This is a genomic window from Aurantimicrobium minutum (assembly GCF_029893825.1).
Taxonomy (GTDB): Bacteria; Actinomycetota; Actinomycetes; order Actinomycetales; family Microbacteriaceae; genus Aurantimicrobium; species Aurantimicrobium minutum_C.
The window spans coordinates 1,374,404-1,393,262 of record NZ_JARXXV010000001.1 but is presented as its reverse complement, the minus strand read 5'-3'; the positions used below and the strand labels follow the sequence as shown (position 1 = coordinate 1,393,262).

The window sequence follows — 18,859 nt, the reverse complement described above, 5'->3', positions numbered from 1 at the left end:
TTAACTCTTTCCTTAGATTCTTACTTGTCTGACTGTCGTTTAGATCTCGTCGATTGACGAAGACTCGAAACGGGTAGAGATGTTGATACCCAGCTCTTCGGCTGCACGGTATGCCTCATCGTCGGCGTCGCGGAGGCTGACAACATCGCCAGCTTCGTTGAGAACCTCAACGTTGAGACCGAGGGACTGCATTTCCTTCATGAGAACGCGGAACGACTCGGGGATACCGGGCTCCTGGATGTTCTCACCCTTGACGATGGCTTCGTAAACCTTGACACGGCCCACGATGTCGTCGGACTTGATGGTGAGCAGTTCCTGAAGTGCGTAAGCGGCACCATAAGCTTCCAGTGCCCACACCTCCATCTCACCAAAGCGCTGTCCACCGAACTGTGCCTTACCACCAAGAGGCTGCTGCGTGATCATCGAGTAAGGACCCGTTGAACGTGCGTGGATCTTGTCATCGACAAGGTGGTGCAGCTTCAGGATGTACATGTAACCAACCGAGATGGGCTCGGGGAATGGCTCACCAGAACGACCGTCGAACAGACGTGCCTTACCGGAAGAACCGATCAGGCGGTCGCCGTCACGAGTAGGAGTCGTGGAGTCAAGCAGACCCGCGATTTCTTCCTCGAGAGCGCCATCGAATACAGGGGTAGCAACCTTGGTGCCAGGGGCAGCCTCGAATGCTTCTGCAGGAAGGTTTGCAGCCCACTCAGGTGAACCATCTACCTTCCAACCCTGCTTCGCAATCCAACCAAGGTGGGTCTCCAGGACCTGACCGAAGTTCATACGACCGGGGATACCCAGTGGGTTGAGAACGACGTCAACGGGGGTACCGTCTTCGAGGAATGGCATGTCTTCAACAGGGAGAATCTTGGCGATAACACCCTTGTTTCCGTGACGACCAGCAAGCTTGTCACCTTCGGTGATCTTGCGCTTCTGGGCGATGTAGACAACAACGCGCTGGTTGACGCCCGAGCCGAGCTCGTCTTCGTCGTTCACTGCGTCGAATACCTTCACACCGATGATGGTTCCGGACTCACCGTGTGGAACCTTCAGCGAAGTGTCGCGAACTTCGCGGCTCTTCTCGTTGAAGATGGCACGGAGCAGTCGCTCTTCAGCAGAAAGCTCGGTCTCACCCTTCGGGGTGACCTTACCGACCAGGATGTCGCCGGGGCGAACCTCTGCACCGATACGGATGATGCCGCGCTCATCAAGGTTTGCGATGAGTTCAGGCGACACGTTGGGAAGGTCGCGAGTGATTTCTTCCTTACCCAGCTTGGTGTCGCGAGCATCAACGTCGTATTCCTCGATGTGAATCGAAGAAAGTACGTCGTCCTGAACCAGGCGCTGCGAGAGGATGATCGCATCCTCGAAGTTGTGACCTTCCCAAGGCATGAATGCCACGAGCAGGTTCTTACCCAGAGCCAGTTCACCGTTCTCGGTTGCAGGACCATCAGCGATGACCTGACCAACCTCAACACGCTCACCAGCGGTCACGATGACACGGTGGTTGTAGCTGGTGCCCTGGTTTGAGCGGTCGAACTTGCGCAGGAAGTAATCCTCAGTTCCACCCTCGTCGAGCTGAACGGTCACGACATCAGCCGAAACCTCAGAAACGACACCTGCCTTGTTGGCGAGGATAACGTCACCAGCATCGATAGCTGCGAAGTTTTCCATACCGGTACCAACCAGTGGGCTTTCGCTGCGCAGCAGTGGCACAGCCTGACGCTGCATGTTGGCACCCATGAGTGCGCGGTTAGCATCGTCGTGCTCGAGGAATGGAATCAGTGAGGTACCAACAGAAACCATCTGGCGTGGAGAAACGTCCATGTAGTCCACCTCTGCGGCTGGAACGAGTTCAACCTCGCCACCCTTACGGCGAACCAGTACGCGCTCTTCAGCGAAGTGGTTGTCCTTGGTCAGTACAGCGTTTGCCTGTGCCACGACGAAGTCATCTTCTTCCGAAGCGGTGAGGTAATCGATGTGCTCGGTTACCTTGCCCTTGACGACGCGGCGGTAGGGGGTCTCAATGAAACCAAAGGCATTGATACGCGCGAACGATGCGAGCGAACCAATCAGACCAATGTTTGGACCTTCAGGGGTTTCGATGGGGCACATACGTCCGTAGTGGGACGAGTGAACGTCACGAACCTCAACACCTGCACGCTCACGCGAAAGACCACCGGGGCCCAGTGCCGAGAGACGACGCTTGTGGGTCAGACCGGCCAGAGGGTTGTTCTGGTCCATGAACTGTGACAGCTGAGAAGTACCGAAGAACTCCTTGATTGCTGCCACAACGGGACGGACGTTGATCAGGGTCTGAGGAGTAATTGCCTCAATGTCCTGAGTGGTCATACGCTCGCGAACGACGCGCTCCATACGGGAAAGACCGGTACGAACCTGGTTCTGGATGAGCTCACCCACGGCGCGGATACGACGGTTACCGAAGTGGTCGATGTCGTCTACGTCGAGGCGGATGTCAACCTTCTTGCCGTCGCGAACACCAGGGATGGTCTTCTCGTCGTTGTGCAGTGCGACCAAGTACTTGATGGTGGCGATGATGTCCTCAACGCGCAGTACGGAGTCAGTCAGCGGAGCTTCAAGACCGAGCTTGCGGTTGATCTTGTAACGACCAACCTTGGCCAGGTCGTAACGCTTTGCGCTGAAGAAGAAGTTGTCAAGAAGTGCACGTGCAGCTTCTGCAGCTACCTGCTCTCCTGGACGGAGCTTGCGGTAGATGTCGCGCAGTGCGTCTTCCTTGGTGAGGATGGTGTCCTTCTCTAGGGTCTGCAGGATGGAGTCGTAACCAGCGAACTCGGTTGCGATCTCTTCGCTGGTCAGGCCCAGAGCCTTGAGGAAGATGGTGACAGACTGCTTGCGCTTACGGTCGATACGAACACCCACAGCGTCACGCTTGTCGATTTCGAACTCGAGCCATGCACCACGGCTTGGGATGATGCGTGCGGAGTAGACATCCTTGTCAGAGGTCTTTTCCTGTGCACGCTCGAAGTAGACACCGGGTGAACGAACCAGCTGAGACACAACAACACGCTCGGTGCCGTTGATGATGAAGGTTCCCTTTTCGGTCATCAGGGGGAAGTCACCCATGAACACGGTCTGGGTCTTGATTTCACCCGTGACGTGGTTCATGAACTCTGCCTCTACATACAGAGGAGCAGCGTAGGTCTTGCCACGCTCCTTGCACTCATAGATCGAGTACTTCTCTGGCTCGAGGTAAGGGTTGGTGAAGGAGAGCTGCATGGTCTCATCGAGGTTCTCGATGGGAGAGATCTCTTCGAAGATCTCCTCCAGACCAGTGCGAGAAGGCAGGTCCTGACGACCTTCCTTCTTTGCTTCTTCAACCCGCTTCTGCCAGTGTTCATTACCGACGAGCCAGTCAAAGCTCTCGGTCTGAAGTGCCAGAAGATCGGGAACAGTCAAAGTGTCCGTAATCTTCGCGAACGACAGGCGCGATGCACTACGGCCGTTCTTGATGGACTTGGTGTCTTTTGCGTTGCGCGCAGCAGCCAAGGAAATAACCTCCGTGGGTCCGTCGTGGACCATCATGGTTTTGGTTGGTGTGGGATGTTTTGCGAACTCGAAATTCCCGCTAAAGTGGGGCAACTCGCAGATTTAGCTGCAAGTTTAGAAACTGTCACCCCGACCGCAATATGAGGGCATGACAAAACTTCAAGCGCAAATAACAACTCTATAACGACTTGCGGGTCTGTGTCTAGTTGAAATTTGTAGGTGGTGTGAGGCTATGGCAACGAATCCAGCCATCACTCTCAAATCCTCCGGATTGCGTGCCTCGATCGAGCCCGATCCGTATCAAGACGGTGCTTTCATTCTGGAAGTTGACGGCACCCCCCAATCTCACGTCTTTATTGATGATCCCGGTGAGCTGTTTTTTGAATACATCCGCCGTATCGGGCATGTGCTGGACCAGGTTGGGGAACCTGGCCAGCCCATTACCGCCGTTCATTTAGGCGGTGGTGCACTGACGCTCCCCCGCTATATCGAGGCCACTCGCCCCGGTTCTCGTCAACAAGTGATTGAACTCGAGCAAGACCTGATTGATTTTGTCCGGGAACATCTCCCCCTCCAACGAGGGGCCAATATCCGTATACGTTACGGCGACGCCCGTGAAGTGATGGGCAAATTGCCCACCGGACTTCACGGCAACGTCGACGTCGTCATCGTGGATGTCTTTAGCGGTGCCCGCACACCTGCCCACGTGACCTCGGTCGAGTTCTACACCGAAGCAGCCAAGCTGCTCTCCCCAAACGGTGTCCTGATTGTGAATGTGGCAGACGGTCCAGGCCTGGCATTTGCCCGCGGCCAAGCTGCCACACTGCATGCCGTTCTGCCCAACGTCATTGCCTTGGCCGAAACCCAGGTGCTCAAAGGTCGTCGCTTCGGCAATGTGGTGTTGGTCGGAAGCACTGACAACTGTATAGGGCACTGGCTCCCCCGGCTCCTGGCGGGAGGCCCCCACCCCGCCAAGGCAGTTGAGGGTGCAGAAATGAAACAGTTCATTGCCAATGCACCGATCGTTCTCGACACCACAGCCATTCCCAGCCCCACGCCAAATAAGACGCTGTTCCAGATTTCTAAGAAGTAAGTTAAGTGGCTGATTTAGAACGTGTGACTAAATGGGCGGATGCCCTCATCCGCTTGCATTTAGATCCGACTATCTGGAGCTTTGGCTTCGACCATGCCCGCACGCGAGCAGGGCTGTGTAATTTCACGGACAAACGCATCTCAGTCTCTCGCCACCTCGCGGCCAAATATGAGGACGACGAGGTGCATCAAATCTTGTTGCACGAAGTCGCACACGCCATAGCGGGTCCTCGTGCTGGACATGGACCAACCTGGAAACGTATCGCCTACGAACTGGGTTATGACGGTAAGCGCACCCACGATGGCAGTGCCGCCAATGAACTCGCCCCGTGGTTGGGAGAATGCCCCCGCGGTCACCAGCACTACCGGTTCCGCCAACCCACGAAGGTGCTCAGCTGCGGAGAATGCGGACGCGGGTTTAATCGTGCCAATTTAATTACGTGGCAGAAGCGAGAAATCAGCTAGCGTGTTTCTTGAGGGGGTAATTCCCCTGTGAACACTCAAGGGATTTCTCGTGAACGTCTTTCTTCGCCTCACGCTCGATTGCGAGCCTGACGCTGCGTGGCGTGCAATTTCTAACCCTCAGGTGTTCCGCGCTGTCTCTTCGCCACTGGTGAAAATCGTCTCGAAAGAACAGGGCGGGTTCCCTGGGGCGTGGACGGGAGATGGTCCCCACGAAGTATCGATGAGATTGTTGGGAATCATTCCTCTGGGACGCCAGACCATTGACGTGTCCTTCACCCAGCGCCCTGGTGGTGTTCGAATGATGGTGGATTCGGGCAAACCACTTTCCGGACCATTAAGTGCAGTAAAGTCGTGGGACCACCGCATGGCTGTGTCCGAAACGGGAAACAAGCAGACCCTGTATCGAGACCGCCTCGTCGTGAAGGCGGGATTGCTCACCCCGTTTATCTTCCTGGGGATGTGGGCGTTCTGGCAGATCCGTGGTGCCAAGCTGAAAAAGCTTGCACCTAGCTGGAGCTAGAAACTAGTCGAGCTGAGACTCAGACTCATCGATTGACACCATTGCGTCGGCCGAAGCAAGAGCCTTGAGCTCGAGAGAGAAGTCCCGCATAGCCTCACGCTGACGTTCCAGGTTGTCGCGACGACGCTCAGCCTTCTCCATCATTTCTGCCGCGTGCTCATCGAAAAGGATTGCGAGAGTTTCAGCGCGAGAACGTGCACGGCTGATCATGTTGGTTGCAGATTCACGAGCAGCAGCCAACAATGCCTCAGCATCGTTACGAGTGCTTTCAAGGAAACTATCGGTCTGCTGGTTGAGGTTATCTGCCTCATCTGCTGCAGAGCGACGGACTTCAAGTGCTTCAGCGGTTTGTGCTTCAACGAAAGCTACTGCTTCTTCGTGGCGAGCAAGACGCTCACGCTCTGCTTCTTCAAGAGCAAGCTTGATCTCGCGCTCAATACGCAGCTGCTCACGTTCTGCAATCTGGCGCAGAGTTTCAAGTTCAGTCTTGACGTCTTCAATTTCTTGGTGAAGACGAGAACGAACTTCAGCCGCATCACGTTCTGCCTCGGCTACCAGGGCAGCCTCGCGACGCATGGCAGTCTCTTTAATGGTCTGGCCTTGGAGAACCAGGGTCTCCGCATCCATGGTCAGCTGGGCCACTTCGCGCTCAACATCTAGACGCTTGTCTTCGATCTTGGCTTCGGTGTCGTTCAGCAGGGTGTTTGCACGGTTGCGAGCGACACGAGTGACCTGCTCAGCAGCTGCACGAGCAGACTCACGAACTACCTTGGCATCTGCATCAGCATCTGCAACCAGCTTGTCGGCCTGCTCTTCAGCAACGCGGAGGGTTTGTTCGAAGGCAGAACCTAGATCAGCGAAGGTGGGCTTAGCGTTGGAGCGACGCAGCGCATCGCGCATGTCTGCCAGTTCACGCTCGAGCTTGTCCACGGTGGCAATACCGGAACGAGTTGTCTGCATGAGTTCTTCAACGCGTGCTTCAGCATCACGGAATGCGCGCTTCACATCAGCAGGGTCATAGCCGTTCTTGCGCACGGTGCGGAAGTTACGAGTGATATCCATGGTTATCCCTCACCTTCCGTCTTCTTGGCTGCAGCAACATCTTCATCCAGCATGCCCAGGGCGGCAGCTTCGATGTCATCATCAAATGCGTGATCGGCAACAGTGTCGAAATCGTAGGGAAGTTCAGAGCCTTCCGTTGCGCGCTCACTCATTGAAATGATGCGCAGCTCAGAGTTGAATGCCTCTACCGCTTCACGTTCGAAGGAGAGGTCTTCGACAATCTGCTCACCGTTAGCCAACAAGACTGCGTTGCGCTCTTCAAGACGCTCAGTCAAAGTCTGTGCACGAGCACGCGCACGGCGAACAATTCCTGCAGCGGTTTCACGTGCTTCGCGGACCAGTGCAACACCATCCTGGCGAGCCTGGCCAAAGTTCTTCTGAGCTTCGACAACTACCTCACGAGCACGAGCACGTGCTTCATCCAGTTGAGCCTGGGAGTCTTCTAACAGATGACGAATGTAGGTTTCGTTTTCAGCAGCCAGACGTGTGCTCTCACGCTCTGCCTTCGCACGTGCTGCATCAACTTCATCACTAATGCGGCGCTGGTCGCGCTCGTGGAGCTGACGAAGGGTGGCAATTTCACCACGAGACTGATCAATTTCACGTGCCAAATCTGATTCGAGATTGGCTCGCTTTTGTTCACCTTCGGCAGAGATAGATGCGGCCAGCTTCTCAGCATCTGCATACTGTGCTTCTGCTTTCGCCAGCGCAGCACGTGCCACCTTCAAGGTGTCTTCAAACTTCTTATCTGATTCTGCAATCAGTCGAGCAACACGGCTCTCCGCATCTGCAACAAGCTTTGCTGCCTGCTTTTCAGCCGTCTCAGTGATGGCAGCGGCATCAGTTTCTGCAGACTTGCGGGTAGCTGAACTCGCTGCCTGTGCATCAGCAATCAGCTTGCCAGCCTGCTCCTCAGCAACACGCAGAGTCTGTTCAAAAGCGGCGCCGAGGTCGGAGAAAGAAGGCTTCGCGCTTGCGCGCTTGAGAGCACTGCGAACCTCTGCGATTTCACGCGTCAGAGAGTCAATTCGCTTATCGATTTCGGCGCGTTCGCTTTCCAGGCGAGATACCTCAACCTGGACATCGCCCAGTGCGAGGTTGACTTGCTCGGGGTCTAAACCACGCTTAGAAAGCACAACGGGAAGATCGTTATCCACGGTGTCCTTTCGCCAAACAAGCCAGAATAAACAGTCTCGACAAGTATACGGGCAGTTTTCCGCTAAATATTAGGGGAGAGGTACAAATAGGGGTTTATCCCCACCCAAGCAGGGGTGGGCTACTTCAGCGCACCAACAGAAGCCAGCGCAGCCCTCAGCAACGTCCCCCGGCCACCTTCCATCTCGGCAGTGACAGCATCACTAGCTGCTTCTTCAGGGGTAAGCCACGTGATTTCTAGAGCATCTTGCCTGGGGTCACAGGTGCCCGTGACGGGAACTACATAGGCCAAAGACACAGCATGCTGGCGTTCATCCGTGAATTGGGAGATGCCTGGAAGTGGGAAATACTCTGCCACATGGAAAGGATTAGGGTTCGCAGGAAGCAGGGGGAAGGCCATAGGGCCTAAGTCCTTCTCAAGATGGCGAAAGAGTGCTTCGCGTAGCGTCTCGCCATACATCACTCGACCAGAGACGATAGTTCGCGTCATCTCGCCAGTGGCATTGGCACGAAGGAGCAAGCCCACCTCAGTCACCACACCGAGTCCATCTACTCGAACAGGGACGGCTTCAACATAGAGAAGGGGCAAACGTCGACGAATAGTGGACAGCTCATCTTCGCTGAGCCAGCCACCATTGGGGTCTGGAGTTCGTACGCTCATGACCTATTTCTACCTGACTTTTCGAGAAAGTGGGGTCTTCGAACGCTTGCGTGAGTTCATGAGTCCCAGGAAAGCAAGGCTCGACATGATGCTCAACACACTCAAGAAAGATCCCACCGACAGAATGCTGCCAAAAGATCCAATGGAGCCAATCGAAAAGGCAGAACCTCGAGAACCTATAGACATAAAAGAGTTGTGAGACCACAAGCTCAACACTGAGTTGGTTGAACCCTTGCTCAAAATAGAGGAATTCTCTGTTGCCATGTGCCCACACTAACGAAGAATCCCCCTCCTAGGAGGGGGATTTCATGGCGGTCCCGGTGGGATTTGAACCCACGGTGCGCTTTCACGCACACAACTTTTCGAGAGTTGCACCTTCGGCCGCTCGGACACGGAACCAATAGCTAAGAGTTTACGCACAGCACACGCCAGTCACCAATCCACTGTCCGCGGTGAAAGCTAGGCTGTGCGCATGGCTAAAGCAACTCCCGGATACTCCTGCACCGAATGCGGTTGGACCACCGTGAAATGGGTGGGTCGTTGTGGTGAATGCCAGGCGTGGGGAACAGTTGTTGAGGAAGCCACCAAAACCGGCATTCAGGTCAAGATGCAGCCCGTCTTTGTCAGCGAAGAAAACTCTGCCCGGCCCATCACTGAGGTTCCAGCAGATGGAGAGCTGAGGCACTGGGCAAGCGGCATCAATGAGTTCGATCGTGTGCTCGGTGGCGGTATTGTTCCTGGCGCAGCAATCTTGCTCTCGGGTGAACCTGGTGTGGGGAAGTCAACACTCCTCCTGGAAGTTGCTTCCCGTGCAGCGAAGACAGGTGCGAAGGTGCTCTATGTCAGTGCCGAAGAATCTGTTAGTCAAGTGCGCTTGCGTGCATCCCGCACGGGCGCACTCACTGACAACCTCTACCTCGCAGCTGAGACAGATCTGGCCACCATCATTGGCCAGATTGATGCAGTGCAACCTGCTTTGCTGATTGTTGACTCGGTCCAAACGGTAGCGAGCTCTGCCGTGGAGGGCTTGGCCGGTGGCCCCAGCCAGGTCAAAGAAGTAGCCAGTGTTCTCATTCGCGTAGCGAAGGAACGCAACCTTCCCATCTTGCTCGTCGGTCACGTCACCAAGGACGGCAGCATTGCAGGACCTCGACTTCTAGAACACCTCGTCGATGTTGTGTGCCACTTCGAAGGTGACCGCCAAACCGCGTTGCGGTTTGTCCGCGCTTTGAAAAACCGCTTTGGCCCCACAGATGAAGTGGGCTGCTTCGAAATGACCGGTGATGGAATCGCAGAAGTCCCTGACCCCAGCGGGTTATTCCTTAGCCGATCCCAGATTCCCGTTTCTGGAACCTGTGCAACTGTTGCTCTCGAAGGCCGCAGGCCACTGCCTGTGGAGATTCAAGCACTGGTTGTTCCCACCAGTGCACCAAACCCTCGCCGAGTAACCAATGGTGTGGACAGCTCACGCGTTGCGATGCTGCTTGCCGTGTTAGAGCGCAGGGCAGGACTCAAGCTCAGTGACAAAGATGTGTATGTTTCCACCGTCGGTGGAGTCCGCTTAAACGAGCCCGGTGCCGACTTGGCCATTGCTATTGCGGTGGCCAGCGCCTTCCATGACAAGCCCATTGCTCACACCGTTGCTGCTTTCGGTGAAATCTCTCTTGCCGGAGAAATCCGGCCCGTCAATGGTGGCAAGCAGCGGGATGCTGAAGCGACGAGGTTGGGTTTCACTACCCGAATTGATCAAAAGTCAGGAACATTGCGCACTGCACTCAAAGCGGCCTTCGACACCACAAAAGATGTGCGCGAACGCGAGATTGACGCAGCGTTCTAAACAGTTTCTTTCTTGAGCAAACCAAAGTGCTCAATCTCTGCATCGTCCAACATGCGTGAACGAATCATGAAGCGGACTCCCTCAGGAGCTTCAACTGAGAAGCCGCTTCCTCTGCCCTTCACCACATCAACGGTGAGGTGGGTGTACTTCCAGTATTCAAACTGGGAAGCAGACATGTAGAACTCGATGGGATCCAGGCCCTCAACCTCGAGCTTTTGGAGCAGGACGTCCGATCCCCCGATTCGGAACATCCCCACGGGGTAACACATCGGGGAGCTGCCATCACAGCAGCCCCCCGACTGGTGAAACATCAGTGGACCGTGCTTGAGAGTCATCTTGCGCAGAAGCTCAGCAGCCTCTGGCGTGTAATCAACTCTCGTGTAGTCCATTGAATAATTCTCCTGTGTTTAATGCCGATTTAGAAGAAGCCCATGGGGCCTTCTGCGTAGGAGACCAGGAGGTTCTTGGTCTGCTGGTAGTGATCGAGCATCATCTTGTGGTTCTCGCGACCGATACCAGACTGCTTGTAACCACCGAAGGCGGCGTGAGCGGGGTACTGGTGGTAGGTGTTGGTCCACACACGACCTGCCTCGATGGCACGACCTGCGCGGTAGGCGATGTCGCCGGTACGGCTCCACACACCTGCGCCCAGACCATAGAGGGTGTCGTTAGCGATGCTGATTGCCTCGTTGTAATCCTTGAAGGAAGTAACCGACAGCACAGGGCCGAAGATTTCTTCCTGGAAGATACGCATCGAGTTCTTACCCTCGAACACGGTTGGTTGAACGTAGTAACCACCGGAGAGGTCGCCACCCAGGTCAGCACGCTCACCACCGCAGAGCAGCTTGGCGCCCTCTGCCTTACCGATGTCGATGTAGGAAAGGATCTTCTCCAGCTGGTCGTTCGAGGCCTGAGCACCAATCATGGTGTTGGTGTCCAGAGGGTTGCCCTGGATAACCTTGCCCACACGAGCAATACCGTCAGCCATGAAGCCGTCATAGATCGAGGCTTGAACCAGTGCACGTGAAGGACAGGTGCACACTTCACCCTGGTTCAGGGCGAACATGGTGAAACCTTCCTGAGCCTTCTCGTAGTAAGAGTCCTTCTGAGAAGCAACATCTTCGAAGAAGATGTTGGGGCTCTTACCACCGAGTTCGAGGGTGACAGGAATCAGGTTCTCACTTGCGTACTGCATGATGAGACGACCAGTGGTGGTTTCACCAGTGAACGCAATCTTGCGGATGTTGTTGTGTGAAGCAAGAGGTGCACCTGCTTCAATACCGAAACCGTTGACGATGTTGAGAACACCGGCAGGGATGAGGTCCTTGATCAGATCCAGCAGCACGTGAATCGATGCTGGGGTCTGCTCAGCGGGCTTGAGCACGATGCAGTTACCTGCAGCGAGTGCAGGAGCGAGCTTCCAGACAGCCATCAAGATGGGGAAGTTCCAGGGGATGATCTGGCCAACCACACCAAGTGGCTCGTGGAAGTGATAGGCCACGGTGTCGTGGTCGAGTTCCGAGATGCCGCCCTCTTGTGCACGGATAGCACCAGCGAAGTAGCGGAAGTGGTCAATGGCCAGTGGAATATCTGCTGCCATGGTTTCGCGAACAGGCTTGCCGTTGTCCCAGGTCTCAGCAACAGCGATGAGTTCCAGGTTGGCTTCCATAACGTCAGCGATCTTGTTCAAGATGATGGCGCGTTCGGTGGCGCTGGTCTTGCCCCAGCTCTCGAATGCCTTCCAACCGGCTGCAACAGCCATGTCGACATCTTTAGCGTTTCCGCGAGCAACCTCACAGAACACCTGACCGGTTACCGGGGTGATGTTCTCGAAGTATTCACCTGACGACGGTGCGACATATTTGCCGCCAATGAAGTTGTCGTATCTGCTCTTGAAGGTGACTACGGCACCGGGTGTGCCGGGGTTTGCATAGACGGTCATTTCTTTGTGTACCTTTCGACGTCTTTGTCGTGTGTGCCGGATATGGCAGTTCACACGTTACGAGAGTGAAGGTTGCACAAAGTTGCGAGAAGAAAGTTACTGCCCTTGAGCAAAGACAAGATTCTCAACGTGGGCAACCACATGAGATCTCTTGGGAGATTTTGCTGGCAACATTTTGAGTACCTGGTGCCACACATCCAGGTCTTCCAAGCCCTGGTCTGTGTTGGCGTACTCCATCAGGACTTCAACGGATGCATCGTTCAAGAGCGATTCCCGCAGATGGAGGGAGAGCTCCGCACGAATCTCTTCGATGCCAGGTGAGACCGAGTCCGGCAGCAGCGCCCCGCGGAACGCGGACAGCGCTGCCCGGTGTGCTCCACGATCGAGCAGTGCCACAACCTGCTGAGCATCAATCTCTACCTGCTCAGGCAGTCGATAAGGCTTCGACTCTGGAGCAATACCGGGATGGAACTTATCCAGAAGCTTGCGCAAACGCACCATCTCAGCACGCAGACGTGAAGTGAAAGAAGGGTCTCCCCAGAGAAGTTCTGAAAGGCGTTCAGCTGAGAGCCCCGATCGATTCCACGCCAGCAACGTCATGATCTCGGCATGACGCTGAGTCAGTTCAATGGAGCGGTCTTCAATCGTGACCAGTGCAGTGTCGCGTCCCAAGATGTGCATGGTTGCTCGAGCTGCCTTGTTCTTTGGCGACGAGGGCAAGTTGTTGAACAGAACAAACCTGGACGCAGAAGGTTGTGAATCACGATTACGAAGTCGAGAGACCATCAGTTCTGTTTCGACTGCGTGTGCAGTTGCTTCAACCAACGGCATCGTATGACGGTCGACAGCTTGATCGCCACCGGTGATGTCAATCACACCAATGATCGCTTTGGTCTCCGGGTCATGCACGGGAACTGCCGTGCAGCTCCAGGCGTGAACCAACCTGTTGAAGTGTTCTTCTCGGCGTATCTGGATTGCGTGGTCGAGAGCGAGTGCAGTACCCGGTGCTGATGTTCCCGCAACGGACTCGCTCCAGTCGGAACCCTCAACGAACATCATGGATTCAGCACGTGACTTCAGGCCCTGATCGCCTTCCACCCAGAGCAGTCTGCCCATGGCGTCGCCAACAGCAACCAACATGCCCGAATCATTGTCTGCATCGCGGACGAGGAGCTTGCGAATGACGGGCATCATTTGTGCCAGGGGGTGAGCTTCTCGATATTCGTTCAGCTCTGCACTGTCGAACAGCAGGGGTGAGAGCATCCGGTCAGGATCAAGCTGACTTTGTTCCGCGCGCGACCACGAGTCGCGCACCACAGTGCGCACAGTGCCGGGAACCACAACATCGGGGTCGGCAAGCCATTGACTTGTCACGAGGTTGAGCCTACGCCCCCTGCTGGGTTATGCAAACCCCAAGTTGCTAGCGCTAGTAGAGCAGGAACTGAGCTGAGCTCTTAGAGGTTGCCTCGCCGACTCGAGCAGTGAGGTAATAGGAGGCACCACCTGCAGGAACTGCTTCTCGGGTGCCACCACAGGTGTCCGGTGCACTACGTTCACGTGACCAAGAAACTGGTGCCGAAGGGTAAACAACGCCGGGCTCCAAGATGGCGACGGTGTCGCTCTTCTCGGTTTGGCAGTCGGTAGAAACCCAGTATGTTTCAGCGCCACTGGTGATTGTCAGCTCCTGAGCTGAAGTTCCCACGTTGTAGAAGCAGGCGGTCTTTCCGGTGTTCTGGATTGACAGAGAAAGGTTAGGAAGCACACCAGCTTGGTAATCAACAGAATCGAGCACGGGAAGAACCTCGAGATTCTTAGCCGAGCACTCCTTATAGGAAGAGACATCCACGGTGGGAGTGGGTGTTGGCGTAGCACTGGCTGTCGTAGCAGCGGGCTTAGCGGCAGCGGTTTCAGTCGCTACCGGTGCAGGGGTTGCTTGACCAGGACGAACAATAATGAGCACAACAGCAGTAATCACAGCGACCAGAGCCAACAACGCAACTAGTCTGCGGCGGCGATACACAGCAGGAGAAACTCGACGTGGTTGTCCAGGCGCAGGAGTACTCATGTGCCTAAATTACCTAGAGCTGGCGCAACATCCTTGTATTTCCGAGAGTGTTGGGCTTTACTCGGGCAAGATCCAGGAACTCGGCAACACCCTCATCGTGAGAGAGAACCAGTTGTGCGTATGTTTCAGGGTCAATGATGGAGTCGGACACTTCAACAAAACCGTGGCGGGTAAAGAAATCCACCTCAAAAGTGAGACAGAACAAACGCCCAAGCCCTAGCTCAGTAGCGTCATCAACAAGACGCTGCAATAAAGCAGCACCCACACCCTTGCCAAGCCATGCCTGATCCACGGCGAGGGTACGAATCTCGCCTAAGTCCTGCCACATGACGTGCAGCGCACCACAGCCAATCGGGTTGCCTTTGGCATCTTCAGCAATGCGAAATTCCTGCACTGCTTCATAAATCGACACTGCGTCTTTGCCCAACAGCACACGGGAGTCAACCAGCGGCTTGGTCACCTCAAGGATCCAGGGAACGTCAGACGTGCGAGCACGACGAACGTGATATCTGGCTTGAGTCATTCCTCAAGAATAGTGTCGCAGCGAATTATTCGCCGTCGGCCACAATCTCTGGGGTTGCCGAGATGCCGTTAGCTTGCGACGCAACGCTCACACCGACAGCTTCACGAGAGGACGTGGTGAATACGAACTCGCCACCGATGAAGTCCACGTGAACGTGGTCTCCTGCTGAGAGTTCGCCTTCCAAGATCTTCTCGGAGAGCTTGTCCTCGACCTCTGCCTGCATAGCGCGACGCAGTGGACGAGCACCGAGTGCGGGGTCGAAGCCCACCTCGATGAGGCGGTCCTTCGCAGGCTGAGTGAGTTCGATGGTCATGTCGCGGTCCAGCATGCGGTCGCTCAGACGCTTGGTGAACAGGTCCACAATCTGAACCAGTTCTTCCTTGCTCAGCTGAGGGAACACAATGATGTCATCAACACGGTTGAGGAATTCAGGCTTGAAGTGCTTCTTGAGCTCTTCGTTGACTTTGCCGCGCATGCGGTCGTAGTCGTTGCCGGCATCACCTTCGAGCTGGAAACCAACTGGACCACCAGAGATTTCCTTAGTGCCCAGGTTGGTGGTCATGATGATGACGGTGTTCTTGAAGTCAACAACACGGCCCTGACCATCAGTCAGACGACCCTCTTCCAGAATCTGGAGCAGAGAGTTGAAGATGTCGGGGTGTGCCTTCTCGATTTCGTCAAAGAGCACAACGCTAAATGGCTTGCGACGAACCTTCTCGGTGAGCTGGCCACCCTCTTCGAACCCGACGAATCCGGGAGGAGCACCGAACAAACGTGAGACGGTGTGCTTCTCGCCGTATTCACTCATGTCGAGAGAGATCATGGCGTCTTCGTCATCGAACAGGAACTCAGCGAGTGCCTTAGCGAGCTCGGTCTTTCCCACACCGGTGGGGCCGGCGAAGATAAACGAACCTGCGGGACGCTTCGGGTCCTTCAGCCCTGCACGTGTACGACGAATGGTCTTAGACAAAGCAGCGATGGCTTTCTCCTGACCAATCACGCGCTGGTGAAGTGCTTTCTCCATGAAGACCAGACGTGCTGATTCTTCTTCGGTGAGCTTGAACACAGGAATACCAGTTGCCTGAGCGAGAACTTCAGCAATGACGCCTTCGTCCACGATGCCCTGGCCGCCTGCTTCGCCCTTGCGCCATTCAGCTTCGCGGCGAACACGTTCGCCCTGGAGCTGCTTCTCTTCATCACGAAGAGCAGCTGCGCGTTCGAAGTCTTGGTCTTCGATTGCCGCTTCCTTCTTGGTGCGAGTCAGTGCGATCTGGTCGTCGAGTTCACGAAGCTCTGGTGGGTTCGAAAGAATCGACAGGCGCAGACGTGCACCAGCTTCATCGATGAGGTCGATGGCCTTGTCTGGTAGGAAGCGGTCAGAAATGTAACGGTCGGCAAGGTTTGCTGCCGCAACAATTGCACCGTCAGTGATCTGAACCTTGTGGTGTGCTTCGTAACGGTCGCGCAGGCCCTTCAAGATGTTGATCGCGTGAGGCAGCGAAGGCTCAGCAACCTGGATGGGCTGGAAACGACGTTCCAGAGCTGCATCCTTCTCGAAGTGCTTACGGTATTCATCCAGGGTGGTAGCACCGATGGTCTGAAGCTCACCACGAGCAAGCAGAGGCTTGAGGATAGAGGCAGCATCGATAGCGCCCTCTGCAGCACCCGCACCCACCAGTGAGTGGATCTCATCGATGAAGGTGATGATGTCCCCGCGGGTGCGAATCTCTTTGGTTACCTTCTTGAGGCGCTCTTCGAAGTCACCGCGGTAACGGCTACCGGCAATCAGGGAGCCTAGATCGAGAGTGTAGAGCTGCTTGTCTTTGAGGGTCTCTGGAACATTGCCCGAGACGATGGCCTGTGCCAGGCCTTCCACAACCGCAGTCTTACCAACACCGGGTTCACCGATGAGGACGGGGTTGTTCTTGGAACGGCGCGAGAGGATCTGCATCACGCGCTCGATTTCCTTCTCACGACCGATGACAGGGTCGAGCTTGCCCTCACGCGCTGCGGCAGTGAGGTTACGACCGAACTGGTCGAGAACCTGAGAACCACCCTGTGCAGAGGCAGCTTCGTCCTTGTTGCCAGCAGCAACAGGTTCCTTGCCCTGGAAACCAGAGAGCAACTGAATGACCTGCTGGCGAACACGGTTGAGATCAGCACCCAGCTTGACGAGAACCTGTGCGGCAACACCTTCACCCTCGCGGATGAGACCGAGCAGAATGTGCTCAGTGCCAATGTAGTTGTGTCCCAGCTGAAGTGCTTCACGTAAGGAAAGCTCAAGAACTTTCTTCGCACGTGGAGTGAAAGGAATGTGTCCGGTGGGCTGTTGCTGGCCCTGACCAATAATGTCCTGAACCTGCTCCCGCACAGCATCGAGGGAGATGTTCAGCGACTCGAGTGCCTTAGCTGCAACACCCTCACCTTCGTGGATGAGTCCCAGCAAGATGTGCTCGGTGCCGATGTAGTTGTGGTTGAGCATCTTGGCTTCTTCTTGCGCCAAGACAACGACGCGGCGAGCGCGGTCTGTAAATCTCTCAAACATGTTTCACTCCCATCAGCCCACGGAACTTCTGTGGTGCAGGTCTTGAATTGAGAGTAACGACTAGAAGGGCTCAATACTGCCCCTGTTCGCCCACGGCGTGAGTAGATACGGGCTTGTTCGCTGGAGGGTGAACAGGCCTCACTAGGAATAAAAACTCTTCACTCTACGTAGTCTGTAAGCATGAGCATCCTTACTCCCCGCGATGTGCCCCTCGGGGGCTTGCGCGCGATGACGGTGAGGCGCACTTTGCCCCATCGCCTACGGAGCACGATTGGGGCATGGTGCTTTGTTGATCATTACGGCCCAGATGAGGTTGAGCTCAGTGGGGGCATGAACCTAGGCCCCCACCCGCACACCGGTTTACAAACCGTGACCTGGCTTTTCCAGGGCGAAGTTGAACACCGTGACAGCGTGGGAAGTGTTCAACTGATTGAACCAGGTCAGGTGAACCTGATGACGGCGGGCATGGGTATTTCTCATGCGGAGAACTCCACCGGTCGGGTTCCTGTGTTGCACGGTGTGCAGCTATGGGTTGCACTGGCGGATAAGGACCGTCACATCCCGCCCTTCTTTGAACACCACATTGCTCCCCGCATCACCATTGGTGATGCTCAGCTGATTGTGTTTGTGGGCACGCTCACCGGTGACTCGGGAACTGTAACGGCACCGACAACCACGTTCACACCACTACTGGGTGCAGAGATTACTGCTCTCGCAGGAAGCAGTTTTACTATTGCCGTGAACCCCAGCTTTGAGCACGGCATCTTGGTCGATGCGGGCGCTGTGGGAGTCAATGGTGAACTCACCCTCAAGGATCAACTGGCCTATGTTGAGCCCGGCCACACCGAGCTCGCCATCACCGTAGGTGATGAACCAGTTCGGCTCGTGCTTCTGGGTGGAACACCCTTCGAGGAGGAGCTCGTGATGTGGTGGAACTTCCTAGGCCGCTCTCACGACGAAATCGTGGCCTTCCGCCAGCAGTGGCAAGAAGATGTGGTGCTAGAAAAGAACCCACAGGGTATTTTTGGGACTGTAGAGCACGGTGGTTCTATCATTCCTGCTCCTGAAATGCCCCACGTTCAACTTCGACCACGAAAGCTGCCCAGGCCATGAGCAATCTCTATGACGGAACCGAGAACCGTAAGTTCGGACGCGTATATAAGAAAGAAACTCCAGACATTCTGGAAGCCTTTGTTGCCTTCGACAACGCCGTCTTTGCCGAAGAGGGCAGGGCTATTCCGCTGAAGTTCCGGGAACTGATGGCACTGAGCGTGGCGTTCACGACGCAATGCTCATTCTGCATTGATGCTCACACCAAGGGCGCTGTGAAAGCTGGGGCTAGTGATGCAGAGATTGCCGAGGCTGCTTGGATTGCAGCAGCACTGCGTGCTGGTGGTGCTTTCACCCATGGCCGCATGGCCTTGCAAGTGAGTGATTCGCTGGGCCACGAGCACTAAC

At 55.5% G+C, this 18,859-nt stretch carries 17 protein-coding genes and 1 tRNA gene; 6 read left to right on the top strand and 12 right to left on the bottom strand.

Going from position 1 to position 18,859, the window contains the following annotated elements:
• Positions 1-39: 39 nt before the first annotated feature.
• Positions 40-3,534 carry a DNA-directed RNA polymerase subunit beta gene (gene rpoB, locus M2120_RS06825; protein ID WP_280798167.1) on the bottom strand — a complete coding sequence of 1,165 codons (3,495 nt, stop codon included), beginning with the start codon at positions 3,532-3,534 and terminating at the stop codon, positions 40-42.
• A gap of 232 nt (positions 3,535-3,766) precedes the next feature.
• Here rpoB and M2120_RS06820 point away from each other — a divergent pair, with 232 nt between their 5' ends.
• Genes M2120_RS06820 through M2120_RS06810 form a run of 3 tightly spaced genes read left to right on the top strand, consistent with a single transcriptional unit; the run spans position 3,767 to position 5,611 of the window.
• The gene (locus tag M2120_RS06820) at positions 3,767-4,627 is read left to right on the top strand and encodes a spermidine synthase (RefSeq protein ID WP_280797958.1); all 861 of its coding nucleotides are present in this window, start codon (positions 3,767-3,769) and stop codon (positions 4,625-4,627) included.
• A gap of 5 nt (positions 4,628-4,632) precedes the next feature.
• Positions 4,633-5,091, top strand: coding sequence for a SprT-like domain-containing protein (locus M2120_RS06815; protein WP_280797957.1), 459 nt, complete (start codon positions 4,633-4,635; stop codon positions 5,089-5,091).
• Between the two features lie 49 nt (positions 5,092-5,140).
• The gene (locus tag M2120_RS06810; protein WP_280797956.1) at positions 5,141-5,611 is read left to right on the top strand and encodes a hypothetical protein; all 471 of its coding nucleotides are present in this window, start codon (positions 5,141-5,143) and stop codon (positions 5,609-5,611) included.
• A gap of 3 nt (positions 5,612-5,614) precedes the next feature.
• Here the strand turns inward: M2120_RS06810 and M2120_RS06805 are convergent, their stop codons facing one another.
• From M2120_RS06805 to M2120_RS06785, 5 genes are all read right to left on the bottom strand, one after another.
• The gene (locus M2120_RS06805) at positions 5,615-6,673 is read right to left on the bottom strand and encodes a hypothetical protein (RefSeq protein ID WP_280797955.1); all 1,059 of its coding nucleotides are present in this window, start codon (positions 6,671-6,673) and stop codon (positions 5,615-5,617) included.
• A gap of 2 nt (positions 6,674-6,675) precedes the next feature.
• Complete coding sequence (locus M2120_RS06800) at positions 6,676-7,830, bottom strand: hypothetical protein (RefSeq protein ID WP_280797954.1); 1,155 nt, start codon at positions 7,828-7,830, stop codon at positions 6,676-6,678.
• A 119-nt stretch (positions 7,831-7,949) separates the two neighbouring features.
• Positions 7,950-8,489: an NUDIX hydrolase family protein gene (locus M2120_RS06795; protein WP_280797953.1), complete on the bottom strand. Its 540-nt coding sequence runs from the start codon at positions 8,487-8,489 to the stop codon at positions 7,950-7,952.
• A gap of 9 nt (positions 8,490-8,498) precedes the next feature.
• Complete coding sequence (locus M2120_RS06790; RefSeq protein WP_280797952.1) at positions 8,499-8,753, bottom strand: hypothetical protein; 255 nt, start codon at positions 8,751-8,753, stop codon at positions 8,499-8,501.
• A 45-nt stretch (positions 8,754-8,798) separates the two neighbouring features.
• Positions 8,799-8,888 (bottom strand) — tRNA-Ser (locus M2120_RS06785).
• A 73-nt stretch (positions 8,889-8,961) separates the two neighbouring features.
• On the opposite strand from M2120_RS06785, the gene radA reads away from it, so the two are divergent.
• Entirely contained in the window at positions 8,962-10,326 is a 1,365-nt protein-coding gene (radA, locus tag M2120_RS06780; protein ID WP_280797951.1) for a DNA repair protein RadA, read from the top strand.
• Here radA and M2120_RS06775 read toward each other — a convergent pair.
• From M2120_RS06775 to M2120_RS06750, 6 genes are all read right to left on the bottom strand, one after another.
• The gene (locus M2120_RS06775) at positions 10,323-10,715 is read right to left on the bottom strand and encodes a DUF779 domain-containing protein (RefSeq protein WP_280797950.1); all 393 of its coding nucleotides are present in this window, start codon (positions 10,713-10,715) and stop codon (positions 10,323-10,325) included. The genes radA and M2120_RS06775 overlap by 4 nt on opposite strands.
• Positions 10,716-10,744: 29 nt before the next feature.
• Positions 10,745-12,268 (bottom strand): acetaldehyde dehydrogenase ExaC, encoded by a 1,524-nt coding sequence (gene exaC / locus M2120_RS06770; RefSeq protein WP_280797949.1) that lies wholly within the window; start codon positions 12,266-12,268, stop codon positions 10,745-10,747.
• A 96-nt stretch (positions 12,269-12,364) separates the two neighbouring features.
• Positions 12,365-13,642 carry a GAF domain-containing protein gene (locus M2120_RS06765; protein WP_280797948.1) on the bottom strand — a complete coding sequence of 426 codons (1,278 nt, stop codon included), beginning with the start codon at positions 13,640-13,642 and terminating at the stop codon, positions 12,365-12,367.
• A 52-nt stretch (positions 13,643-13,694) separates the two neighbouring features.
• On the bottom strand, positions 13,695-14,333 hold the full coding sequence (locus M2120_RS06760) for a hypothetical protein (RefSeq protein WP_280797947.1): 639 nt from the start codon (positions 14,331-14,333) through the stop codon (positions 13,695-13,697).
• Positions 14,334-14,346: 13 nt separating this feature from the next.
• Entirely contained in the window at positions 14,347-14,856 is a 510-nt protein-coding gene (locus M2120_RS06755; protein ID WP_280797946.1) for an amino-acid N-acetyltransferase, read from the bottom strand.
• Positions 14,857-14,881: 25 nt separating this feature from the next.
• The gene (locus M2120_RS06750; RefSeq protein ID WP_280797945.1) at positions 14,882-17,401 is read right to left on the bottom strand and encodes an ATP-dependent Clp protease ATP-binding subunit; all 2,520 of its coding nucleotides are present in this window, start codon (positions 17,399-17,401) and stop codon (positions 14,882-14,884) included.
• A gap of 180 nt (positions 17,402-17,581) precedes the next feature.
• Between M2120_RS06750 and M2120_RS06745 the strand changes: the two genes are divergently transcribed.
• Both M2120_RS06745 and M2120_RS06740 read left to right on the top strand, forming a co-directional pair.
• Complete coding sequence (locus M2120_RS06745; protein WP_280797944.1) at positions 17,582-18,514, top strand: pirin family protein; 933 nt, start codon at positions 17,582-17,584, stop codon at positions 18,512-18,514.
• Positions 18,511-18,858, top strand: coding sequence for a carboxymuconolactone decarboxylase family protein (locus tag M2120_RS06740; RefSeq protein ID WP_280797943.1), 348 nt, complete (start codon positions 18,511-18,513; stop codon positions 18,856-18,858). The genes M2120_RS06745 and M2120_RS06740 overlap by 4 nt, the downstream gene beginning before the upstream one ends.
• Position 18,859 lies beyond the last annotated feature (1 nt).